The following is an 11095-nucleotide window of genomic DNA, read 5'->3' as shown; positions in this document are numbered from 1 at the left end:
CGAGCCCCGCCTCGGCGGCGCGGGTCCCGGCCGCGACGGCGACGAGCGCGTCGAGGCCGCGCACGCCGTCCCGCTCGACGCCCTCGGCGTCGGGGACGGGCACACGCACGGTGCGCCGGGACGGCACGAACGAGGCCAGCACCTCGGCGCCACGCGACAGACGGCGGGCGTCGAGGGCGCCCGAGCCCTGCCACTGGGGAACCTGGATCAGCGTCGTCGGGGGCATGTCACGATCATCGCACGCGCGTCGCCGCCGGGATCATGCACCGGTCCCGCCCCGTCGGCACAGGTCGGCACACGGCGGCACACGGCGGCACACGGCGGCCCGGGGTCCGGGGGAACTCGCGCGGCGCGGGTCCCGGGAGCCCGGGGCGAGACCGCGGGACTCCGCCACGCTCGCGCGTCGGCGGGGCGACGCGGTCCCGTCCGGGCGCGGAGCGTCAGTCCCTGTTCGACTGCCGCCAGTCGCGGACGGCGTCGCGGACCTTGTCGAACACCGCGACGGGCGGCCCGACCAGCATGTTCGCGAGCGCGGACTCCCCGGCTCCGGGGTGCGGACGGGTGGGTGAGACCGCCTCGGCGGCCCGCACGGCCCCGGACATCCGGCGCAGCTGCTCGGGCGACGTCTCCTGGCGCAGCCGCGTGAACTCCTCCTGCTCCTCGTGGGTGGCGTGGTCGAGGACCGCCTGCGCCAGGGTGGCGAGCCCGGTGTCGAACTCGGGGTGGTCCACCCCGAGGTCGTACAGGTCGGACAGGGCGTGCTTCGCCTCGTCCTCCTCGTGCAGCCGCGCCTCGACGACCGCGTCGCCCGCCTTCGACCGGGCGGCCGGGTGGACGACCTGCTCCTCCGCGCTCTCGTGCACGGCCAGCAGCCGTACGAGGTCGTGGAACAGCTCAAGCCTGCGCTCGCCCTGGGCGGCGGCGACCTCCGCGAACAGGGTCTTGATCTGGTTGTGCTGCTCCAGCAGCAGGTCGACGACGTCGTGCTCTCCGGTGGTGGTCACTGCCGTCACCTTTCGACTAGGGGATTCCCAGCCGCTGCCCGGCGCGGTCAGGGCTACACCCGCGAATGGCCGCCGTCCGGCCTCAGTCCGCGTCCGGGCGAGCCGGGAAGCGGCCGGCGGCCTGGGCCCGCGTGTCGGCGACGGTGAACGGGGTGGGGCTGAGGCCGTCGAGCCGGTGCGCCAACTTCGGTGTGAGCCCGGAGAGGGCCATCATCCCCCCCGGCGTCTGGTCCAGCCGCTGCTGCGCGCTGATCAGCGCGGTGATGCCGGTGCTGTCCCAGAAGGCGACCCCGGACAGGTCCACCACCAGCCGCGGCGCGCTCGTGTCCGACACCAGCCCGCGGACGACGCGGGCGATCTCCGCGGCCGCCCGCTCGTCCAGGGCGCCCTCCAGCGCGAGGACGGCGTACGAGTCGCGACGGTCGAGCGTCCCGGCGGAGGGGTGATCGGGTGCAGGAAGGACGAAGTCGGCCGTGGCGACGGTCCCGTCCGTCCCGGATGCGATGGTGAACCTGTCGGTCAGGTAGCGGGCGAGCCACAGTCCGTGACCGTGCCGGACGGGCCATGCGGCGGCGTCCCGCCCCGCCGGGGCGGGACCTCCCGCGTCGCTGACCTCGCACCGCAGCGACCCCGCCGACCGCCAGATTCGCACCCGTCCCGTGCCCGAGCTGTGGAAGACCGCGTTCGTGGCCAGTTCGTGGACGATGAGCACCAGGTCCGTGGCCCGGCCGTGCGGCAGGCCCGCATGCGTGGCGTGCGCCTCCAACGTGGCCCGCAGAGCGTAGAGCGAGTCGCGGTCGAACGGCTGGTCGAGGATCGGCGCGGGCCCTCCGGCGTCCATCGGCCCTCCTCCCCCGTCGGAGGCCTCGGCCGTGCCGGGCGGGGTGTCCATCTGCCGGTCATCGGTCATCGGCGGTCACCAGATCGATGCCGTGCACCCCGTCGGCGCCCAGCAGGACGAACCTCGACACGATGCCCCGGTTGCAGCGCATCACCACTTTGCGGGACGGAACCAGGCTCCGCGCCGCGTCGATGATCATGCGGGTGCACGAGAGGTCGATGAAGGACAGCTCCGCCATGTTGATCGTGATGTGGCCGTCCACGCGGATGGCCTCGGCCAGGGCGAGGGCCAGGGCGTCCTCGGCCGAACGGTCGATCTGACCCGCGAGGCGGATGCCGGGCGGAGCATACTGGCGGCAGATGCGCAGCAGCGGGTCGTCGTGGTAGGTGGCGGCCGCGACCGCGCGGGTGTGGAAGGGCGACACCGACGCCAGGGTGACCGGGTCGAAGCGGTCACGGTCGTACTGGCACAGGACGGACACGCTGGTGTCCGACAGCGCCGCGGCGATCTCCTTCTCGAAGGCCGGCAGCTGCTCGACGCCGCTGACGGGCCGCAGCGCCCAGCCCATGTCGAGGGCCACCCTCAGCCCCGCGTAGCCCTCCCGCGACGTCAGCTCGATCTGGGAGCGCAGCCACGCCATCGCGTGCTCCACGCTGAAGGACTGCCCGGACAGCAGGCCCTCATGCGACGCGACGACGTCCATCCGCCCGGTCTGGGTCGCGGGCCGTACGGCGACGCCCCGGCGGCCCAGCTCGGTCAGGGCCGCCTGCGGCTCCTCGCACAGCCAGACGACGCGCAGCCCCCCGGACAACCCGTCCCGGACGAACGCCGCGGTCAGGTCGTGGAGCTCCTCGGGCTCGCCGAAGGTCAGGCAGGCGTGATCGTTGGCGGTCAGATCCGTGATCTGAACCTCCGCGCTGATCGTCACCCGCGCCACCACCTCACCGTGACCGCCGTCGCCACCGCACCGCGGAAAACTCATCGTAATGACATGTCCGAGGTGGGCGGACCGGCACCCGCCCCGTGAGGGCGGTCCTGCCCCGGGCGAGGCATGGAGACGGATCCTCCGGGTAGCGAGCGTCGGGTCGCCACGAAGCCGGAGGCGGGGGAACGCCGATGACCCGTGTGAGCGAGGACCGGACCGCCGGAGTCACCGAACCGGCCACCCGCCACCCGTCCGCGTCCATGGCGGTGGGAGCCCTGTTCGTGTCGGCCTCGGCCGTGCTCATCCACCTGTCGGGCGCCTCGCCGGGCACCGCGTCCTTCTACCGGTGCCTGCTGGCCCTGCCGCTGCTGATCCCGCTCGCGCTGGGCGAGCGGAGGCGGGAGGGCGGGATCCCGGGACGCCGCCGGCTCGTCACCGTCGTCGCGGGAGCCCTGTTCGCCGGCGACATGCTGCTGTGGACGGCGGCCATCGCCGAGGTCGGCGCCGGGCTCTCCACCGTGCTGGTCAACGTCCAGGTGGTGATCGTCCCGCTGCTCGCGCTGCTCGTGGACCGCGAGGCGCTCCCCCGCAGGTTCCTGGTGTCCGTGCCCTTCCTCCTGGTGGGCGTGGTCCTCGCGGGCGGCGTGTTCGAGAAGGGCGGCGGCGGGAACGACCCGCTCCTCGGCACCGTCCACGCGATCCTCGCGGCCCTGTGCTACTCGGCCTTCCTGTTCCTCCTCCGGCGTGAGGGGCAGGACGGGCGGCCGGTCCAGTCCTATTTGTGGGTGACGGCGTCCGCCGCGGTCGTCTCGCTGGTCGTGGGCGCGTTCTGGCAGGGCGTCGACCCGGCCCCCGGCTGGGCCGCCGTCGGCTGGCTGGCCCTGGTCGCGCTCTTCGGGCAGGTGCTCGGGTGGCTGCTCGTCGCCCTCGCCACCCCCCGTCTCGCGAGCCATGTGGGCGCCGTCCTCCTGCTCCTCACCCCCGTCGGAGCGGTCGTGCTCGGCGCCCTCGTCCTCGGCGAGCGTCCCTCCGCCCTCCAATTGGCCGGCTGCGTGCTGATCCTCGCCTCCGGCACCGTCGCCACGATCCGTTCGCGGCGGTGAAGGCCGATCGCGATGCCGGCGATCGGATCTGCGCAGCTCCCGGTCCTAGACTCGGGAGATGACCTTCGACCTCCACGGACGGACCAGGCGTCTGGAGCTGTCCGACCAAGAGCTGCGATCCTTCGAGGCCGTCGTGCTGGAGGCGACGCCGGACGGCATCGTCCTGGACCGCTCGGCCTTCTACCCCGGTGGCGGCGGCCAGCCTCCGGACCAGGGCGTCCTGCTGTGGCAGGGCGTGGAGACCCGGATCGAGGGCGTCCGAAAGGGAGACGACCTCCACCTCGTCCCGGCGCAGGACGACCCCATCCCCCCGGCCGGCACGGTCGTGCGGGCGGCGGTGGCCGACGAGCGGCGTTCGGCCCTCATGCGCACCCACTCCGGGCTGCACGTGCTGTGCGGGGTGGTGTTCCGCGACTACGGCGCGCTGGTGACCGGCGGGAACATGGAGCCGTTCACCGCGCGGATGGACTTCAACCTCCCCGAGGTGCCGCCCGGGTTCAAGGAGGCGGTCGAGGACGCCTGCAACGCCGAGATCGCGGCCGACCGGCGCATCGACGTGCGGGTGCTGCCGCGCGAGGAGGCCTTCGCGATCCCCGACATCATCCGCACCGCGACCAACCTCGTGCCGGAGGGCATCCCCGAGGTGCGGATCGTGGACATCGTCGGGCTGGACACGCAGGCCGACGGCGGGACGCACGTCGCGTCCACCAAGCAGATCGGCAGGATCAAGGTCGCCAAGATCGAGAGCAAGGGCCGCGGCTTCCGCCGCCTGCGCATCGCGATCTCCTGACCGGACCGCGCGCGTCCATGCTTCGACGGCCGTGGAGATGTCCGAATCCTAGGGTGCGTTCCGGGGCCGTCGCCGGTCTCCACCCGGTCGGGGCCGGTACGTGTGCCCCGTCCGATCACGTGACGCACTGCTGTGGAGGCCGAGGATGTCCCATGAGGTTCCGACCACCGATGACCGCGAACCCGCGCTGGTCGTGGTGTCGATGATCGACCACGTACTCGGCCTGGCGGCGACCTGGACGAGCTGGGACGGTCGCCTCATGCGTGTGGACGAGCGGGTCTACACCCCGCACAAGGCGATCCGCCGGGTCGCGGATCACCTTGTCGATCACCTCGCCGAGATGGAGGCACGGCTGGCCGGCGGCTCCCCGATCCCTGACCGCTGGCACGCGTCGGCGACCACGACCCCCGCCGATCTGGCGCCCTTCACCGATCAGGACCTGGACGAGGCCGGAAGCCGGCTCACCCGGCTCGGCCGGATCTGGGCCGCTCGGCTGACCGCGCTCAGTCCGGACCAGCTCGACCGGTCGCCCGGCGAGGGCTGGACGTTCCGGCAGATCGCGTTCCATCTGGCCGGCTCGGTCTACTACGCCGACGCCGTCGGGGACCTCTCAGCGGCCGGATCCGATCGCTGACCTCCTGTCCGCCTGGTCATGCCGGCCGGACGCCCTCGGCCGGGGGTGACGGCACCGGATCGGGCGCGGGCGCCCGCCCGGGCAGCAGGAGGGGGGTGCCGAGTAGGAGGACGCCGGAGACGGTGATCGCGGCGAGCGGGCCGATGAGTGTCGCCAGCACGCCCCAGACCACCATGAGGGTGGCCTGGGAGAGTCTGCTGCCGATGCTCCACGCGCTGAGGACCCGGGCGGCGTGATCGGCGGGAGCGCGCCGCAGGCGTTCCGTCGCGCTGATGGGGTTGAAGACGCCCATGCAGACGATCAGCAGGCCCTCCACGACGATCACGGTGAGAAGGCCGGGGACGCCGGGACGGGTGAAGGCGAGGCCGAGAGGGAAGATCGAGCGCAGCCAGCCGGTGACGATCATGACGCGGTGCCGGCCGTAGCGGGCCGCGAGGCGCGGGGACAGGCGGGCGCCGGCGAGGCCTCCGAGCGCCGGGACGCCGAAGGCGAGACCGTACTGCCAGGCCGGGAAGTGGTACCGGCCGAGAAGGAGGACGGCCAGGAGCGGGCCGGTGGCCATGATCAGGCCGTTGACGGTCATCTGGTTGAGGAACAGGCGCCGCATCACCCGGTCGTGGAGGATGAATCGCCAGCCGGCCAGGAAGTCGGTGGCACGCAACCTGGTCGCGGGGTCGCGCGCCGCCACGACGTCGGCTCCGCGGATGCGGAGGACCCCGAGCGCGGAGAGCAGGTAGCTGAGGGCGTCCGCAGCGACGGTGACGACCGGGCCGAGCAGCCCGATGAGCGCGCCGCCGAGCGGCGGTCCCGCCGCGGTGGCCACCCAGGTCGTGCCCTCGAACCTCGCGTTCGCCACAAGGAGGTGATCGCCGCGGACGAGGTGCTTCAGGTAGGCACCGGAGGCGGCGGTGAACGCGATGCCCGCGGTTCCCGAGACGACCGAGACGACGAGGAGCTGGCCGTAGGACAGCAGCCCGAGGAGGTACGCGATCGGGACGCTCGCCATGGCCAGGAAGCGGACGGTGTCCATCCCGATCATCACCGGGCGCTTGGCCCGGTGGTCGATCCACGGGCCGAGCGGGACCGCGACGACCGCCGCGACGGCGAGGCCGGCGGCCTCCAGGAGCGAGACCGCGAACGGCGGCGAGCGCAGCACCCGCACCGCGATCAGCGGGAACGCTCCGAACGCGATCCACGTGCCGTACGTGCTCACTGCGTAGGCCGACCACAGCCACCCGAAACCGCGTCCCAACCGCACGCGCATGCGACTCCTTGCGACGACCGACGTCCGGACCGGTGAATCACACCAGCCGCCCCGGAGCGGGATCAAACAACCGGCTCCCCGGTCGCCACAACCATCGGTTGTAGGCCCATAAGCTGCGTCGGTGGATACCGAGGCGGTGCGATCGTTCGTCCGCGCCGCCGAGCTCGGACAGCTGCAGCAGGCGGCGGACGAGCTCGGCGTGACGCAGCAGGCCGTCTCCAAGCGGATCGCCGCCCTCGAGCGCAAACTCGGCGTGCGCCTGTTCACCCGCACCGCCCGGGGGGTCGAGCTCACTCTCGACGGCCAGGCGTTCCTCCCGCACGCCCGGAGCATCGTCGCGGGTGTCGATCGCGCCGTCACCGCGATCAGGCCGGGGTCGCGGGCCCCGCGGATCGACGTTCTCGGCCTCCGGTCCGCGCAGGCCGTGATCCTGCACGACTATTGGCGGTCGCATCCCGGCGTCGAGCTCGACGTGGTGACCCTCAGGGTCGACGACCCGCGCGTGGCGGCGGCCGCCGTCCAGACGGGTGACGTCGACGCGACGTTCCGCACGATCACCGACCCCGCCGCGCTGCCGCGCGAGCTGGAGATGATCCGGGCGTTCGACTCTCCGCTGGAACTCCTCGTCGGCCCCCGCCATCCACTCGCCTCCGCACGGGCACTGACGCCGGCCCACCTGCGCCGGCACCGGATCTGGGTGCCGGGCATAGCGCCGCGGAGCGAATGGGCCGAGTTCTACGATCGGCTCACCGCCGAGTTCGATCTCCGCGTCGACGCCGCCGGCCCGCACTTCGGCGACGAGGTGCTCCTCGACACCCTCGCGGACTCCGCCGACGTGGCCACGCTCGTCGGCGCGCGCGACCGGTACGTCTGGCCTGCGGGCCACGACCTGCGCCGCATCCCGATCGTGGACCCGGTGATCGCCTACCCGATCTCGCTCATCCTGCCCCGGGCGAATCCGCACCCAGGACTACGGGCGATCATCGACCACTTCCGAAGCCTGGCCCCTCTCCCCGAGGCGACCTGGCTCCCATCCTGGGCGGCGAGCCCATGCCGCCCCGTCCCGTGACACCCGTGAGCGGCGGGCGCCCATGGCGGGCCCCGTCCCGACGAGGGCGATCGGCCGGAGGTCGCGGAGGGCCGCCACCCGGGCGCCGCCGCCGAGCTGCGCGCGCACGGTCCCCGTACGGAGGATGTCGAGGGACCGCCGACGGCGGCACGCCTGACCGAACCCGAGTAGCGGTCCTCCCGGCCGGCCGGCACGGCGATCCCCGCGTCCCGCGCCGACCGGATGTTTCGAAGTTTCTCCGAAACATTGCGAGCGCGCAAGCCCCAATCCACGATGCCCCTGGGCGCCCAGGAGCATAATGCCCGATCAACAACCTCGGACATCGAGAAGAAACTTTACGTCAGGTAGAGAAAGTTTCGACCAGGTCGCCGCCGGCAGAGAACGCGGCGTGCTGATACGGGCTGCGACGGCGCCGCCGGGCGCGGGCCCCAGCGGCGCCGTCGGCGGCTACTGGTTCCACACCTGGAACTCGGAGACCTGGCCGGCGGGCCAGCCGGTGTTGGCGGTGACGGTGACCCGCCAGTACCGCTGGGTGCTCGCCGGGAAGGTGATCGTGACGGTGTTGCCGGACGACGGCGAGAACGTGTAGGCGGCCGACGCCTTCACGGTGGTGAAGGTGGTGCCGTCGGTGGAGCCGAGCAGCGACAGCGTCTGGTCGCGGGCGCCCCACGACGCGGGCAGTTGCAGCACCACGCGGCTCGCCTGCTGCGCCGATCCGAGGTCCACCTGCACCCACTGCGGGAAGGCGTTGTTGGCGCTCTCCCAGTAGGTGTTCTGGTCGCCGTCCGTCGTCTTCGAGGACGGGTACACGTCGGTGTGCGACGACTCGGCGGTCGGCCTGCCCGCGGCGAGGTTCGCGGAGGCGGTTCCGCCGGTGCCCGACAGCGCGACGACGGTGGGGCTGTTGGACGCGGTGCTCGTGATCGTGAGCGATCCGGTGCGGCCGCCGGTCGCGGTGGGGCGGAAGGTGACGTTGACCGTGCACGACGCGTTCGCCGCGATCGAGCCGCCGCAGGTGTTCGTCTGGGCGAAGTCGCCCGACGCGGCGACGGAGCCGATGGACGCCGTCGCCGTGCCCGTGTTCCGCACCGTCACCGCCTGCGCCGCGCTCGTCGTGCCGACCGCCTGACCGCCGAACGTCAGCGACGACGGAGCGGCGGTGAGCATGGCGGTCCCGCCGCCGGCGGCGGTGAACTGCAGGCTGTTGATGTTCCAGCCGCCGTTGTCCTGGTAGACGGTGAGCGTCTGCCGCCCGGCCGGCAGGGTCAGCTGGGCCGTGACCGTGGTCCACGTCTGCCAGCCTCCGGTGGCCGGGACGGTCACGGCGCCGGTGAGGTTGCCGCCCGAGGCGCCGGCGACGTGCAACGCGCCCGTCACCGCGGCGGGCGCGGCCACCCGCAGGCCGAGCGTGTACGTACCGGCCGACGCCACGTCGACCGTGTAGTGGAACCACTGCCCTGCCGACGTCCAGCCGAGGTTGTAGCCGCCGCCGGTGTCCGGCGTGGTCTCCAGGTCGACGCCGTCGGAGCGGTAGCCGTTCGCCGTGCCGTTGACCGAGGAGACGCCGTACGCGACGCCCTGGCCGCCGGTGTCGTAGTTCTCCGCCTGAACGGTGCCCGGGACGGCCGCGGGCGTCCCGCCGTAGGGGCCTCCGGTCCCTCCCCCGCTCTGCCAGCTGTTGCCGGTGACCGTCGCGGTGAAGCCGCCGGAGTTGTTGACGTACGCCGTCGTCCCTGAGCGCAGGCCGGTGACGGTGGTGCCGGTGATCGTGGCCGACCCGCTCGGCGCGGGGTAGAACGGCGGGGCGACGACCACGCCGTTGCGCCACGGCGAGGTGACCGTGTTGCCCTGCAGGAGCGTGTTCGTCGAGGTGGAGAACCCGATGCCGTCGTACAGGGAGTCGCCGACCGTGTTGTTCGTGGCGGTGACGTGGTCGACGACGCCGGTGTTCTGCCCGTCGCCGCCGTTGCCGATGTGCAGCGCGGGCTGGCCCTGGTTGTAGGCGTTGCCGCCCGACCTGACGACGACGTTGCCGTTGACGGTGGCCGACAGCAGGTCGTCGCCGTTGACGCCGAACCGCCCGGCGCCGAGGCCGATGTAGCGGGCGGTGTCGGAGATGTAGTTGTACTCCACGTCCTGGGCGCTGCCGCCGTAGATGCCGATGCCCTTGCCGCCCCACGGCGCGACGATCGTGTTGTTCGTCAGCGTGATGTGCGACATCGGCGTGTAGTAGGTCCTGTTGCCGGCGGAGTCGGTGTTGTAGTGGACCGAGTTGATGGCCATGCCGTCGTCGCCGGTGCCGCGGACGAAGTTGTTCGTCGCGGTCAGGCCCGACCCGACGGAGCTGGTCAGCGACACGTTGTTGAGGTTGACGCCGTCCGCCCAGATCGAGGTGAGGCGGCTGTTGCGGACGGTGCCGCCGGTGCCGGAGGCCCAGAACCCGGACAGGACGTGCTGGCTCCAGATGCCGTCGGCGACCCAGTCGGTGCCGGTGGTGTCCATGGCGCCGCCGGCGCCGTCCACGCTCGCGCGGCTCGTGGCGCTCGAGTCCAGGTGGAGGTTCTGGACCGTGCACGAGGTGAGGTTGAACAGGGCGGGCAGCGGGACGCTGTTCGGCAGCGGGACGTCGCGGTAGATCGTGCTGTACCACATGCCGGCGCCGGCGATGGTGATGCCCCTGGCGTCCAGGCCCCGGGTGCCCTTCAGGTAGAACGTCCCCGGCGGGATCCACAGGACCTTGTTCTGCGACTGCGCCTGGTTGATGCAGTTCTGGATGGCGGCCGTGCTGTCGACGGCGCCGCCGTCCGCGGCGCCGTTCGTCGGGGTGTCGTCAGAGACGGCGCCGCAGCCGGTGATGGAGATGGAGCCGGCCGGCTGGCTCAGCGGCCCGGGCGGGTTCTCCACGTCGACGACGTCGACGTAGTAGAAGGCCGCGGTGTTGGACCCGTCCTTCTTCAGCGCGAACGTGCTGCCGGGCGCGATCGCCGTGCCGGTGACGAACGTCCGCGCCTCGTCGAAGAAGACCCGTGGGTTGCCGTTGGCCGGGTTCTGGCTGTTGCCGTTGTAGTTGTCGTTGCCCTCATAGAGCCAGCTCTGCCTGGAGTTGAGGTTCAGCGTCTGCCGGAAGGTGTTGTCGACGTACAGGTCGAGCGTGGCGGTCTGCCCGCCGCCTCCGGCGGAGTCGGGGATGCTCACCCGCACGGTGATCGCGCTGATCGGCCGGCCCGTGCCGTTCGTCCACTGGACGCTCTGCCCGGTGCCGTTGAGCTGGACGTACGAGTGCCCGGACGCCTCCAGGGCGGCGCTGGAGTACTGGGTCGTCGGCGGCGCAGTCAGGGCGACGGTCGTCGCTCCGCCGCCGGGCGTCCCGGCCTCGGCCTCGTAACTGGTGAACGGCAGCGAGGCGCCGGCCGTGGTCGCTGCCGCGGCGGCGGCCGTGGTGGCGGCCCCGGCCGGAGCGGTCAT

Annotated in this window: 10 protein-coding genes; 4 read left to right on the top strand and 6 right to left on the bottom strand. The window is 72.5% G+C overall.

Translation table 11 applies throughout. The features are described from left to right. The 4 genes from MPTA5024_RS43100 to MPTA5024_RS37595 all read right to left on the bottom strand — a co-directional run. A partial coding sequence (locus MPTA5024_RS43100; protein WP_036333245.1) for a hypothetical protein occupies nucleotides 1–226 on the bottom strand: 226 nt, incomplete at its 3' end. A gap of 214 nt (nucleotides 227–440) precedes the next feature. Continuing rightward, entirely contained in the window at nucleotides 441–1004 is a 564-nt protein-coding gene (locus MPTA5024_RS37605) for a hemerythrin domain-containing protein (protein WP_036333243.1), read from the bottom strand. An 82-nt stretch (nucleotides 1005–1086) separates the two neighbouring features. Continuing rightward, nucleotides 1087–1914, bottom strand: a complete 828-nt coding sequence (locus MPTA5024_RS37600; protein ID WP_084370332.1) for an ATP-binding protein — start codon at nucleotides 1912–1914, stop codon at nucleotides 1087–1089. Continuing rightward, nucleotides 1904–2773 (bottom strand): MEDS domain-containing protein, encoded by an 870-nt coding sequence (locus MPTA5024_RS37595; RefSeq protein ID WP_198167653.1) that lies wholly within the window; start codon nucleotides 2771–2773, stop codon nucleotides 1904–1906. The genes MPTA5024_RS37600 and MPTA5024_RS37595 overlap by 11 nt, the downstream gene beginning before the upstream one ends. A gap of 188 nt (nucleotides 2774–2961) precedes the next feature. Between MPTA5024_RS37595 and MPTA5024_RS37590 the strand changes: the two genes are divergently transcribed. The 3 genes from MPTA5024_RS37590 (at nucleotide 2962) to MPTA5024_RS37580 (ending at nucleotide 5297) form a co-directional block, all read left to right on the top strand. After that, nucleotides 2962–3873: a DMT family transporter gene (locus tag MPTA5024_RS37590; protein WP_036333239.1), complete on the top strand. Its 912-nt coding sequence runs from the start codon at nucleotides 2962–2964 to the stop codon at nucleotides 3871–3873. Nucleotides 3874–3931: 58 nt separating this feature from the next. Continuing rightward, nucleotides 3932–4663 carry an alanyl-tRNA editing protein gene (locus tag MPTA5024_RS37585; RefSeq protein WP_036333237.1) on the top strand — a complete coding sequence of 244 codons (732 nt, stop codon included), beginning with the start codon at nucleotides 3932–3934 and terminating at the stop codon, nucleotides 4661–4663. A gap of 145 nt (nucleotides 4664–4808) precedes the next feature. Continuing rightward, on the top strand, nucleotides 4809–5297 hold the full coding sequence (locus MPTA5024_RS37580) for a hypothetical protein (RefSeq protein WP_036333235.1): 489 nt from the start codon (nucleotides 4809–4811) through the stop codon (nucleotides 5295–5297). 16 nt (nucleotides 5298–5313) lie between these two features. Here MPTA5024_RS37580 and MPTA5024_RS37575 read toward each other — a convergent pair whose 3' ends face one another. After that, nucleotides 5314–6561, bottom strand: coding sequence for an MFS transporter (locus MPTA5024_RS37575; protein WP_036333233.1), 1248 nt, complete (start codon nucleotides 6559–6561; stop codon nucleotides 5314–5316). A gap of 121 nt (nucleotides 6562–6682) precedes the next feature. Between MPTA5024_RS37575 and MPTA5024_RS37570 the strand changes: the two genes are divergently transcribed. Beyond that, nucleotides 6683–7630 (top strand): LysR family transcriptional regulator, encoded by a 948-nt coding sequence (locus MPTA5024_RS37570; protein ID WP_036333231.1) that lies wholly within the window; start codon nucleotides 6683–6685, stop codon nucleotides 7628–7630. Between the two features lie 447 nt (nucleotides 7631–8077). Here MPTA5024_RS37570 and MPTA5024_RS37565 read toward each other — a convergent pair. Then, a partial coding sequence (locus MPTA5024_RS37565; RefSeq protein ID WP_084370330.1) for a carbohydrate-binding protein occupies nucleotides 8078–11095 on the bottom strand: 3018 nt, incomplete at its 5' end.

It is taken from the genome of Microbispora sp. ATCC PTA-5024, from assembly GCF_000511135.2.
Taxonomy (GTDB): domain Bacteria; phylum Actinomycetota; class Actinomycetes; order Streptosporangiales; family Streptosporangiaceae; genus Microbispora; species Microbispora corallina.
Note: the sequence above shows the minus strand (reverse complement) of the source record. Positions and strands in the feature narration are given on the sequence as shown.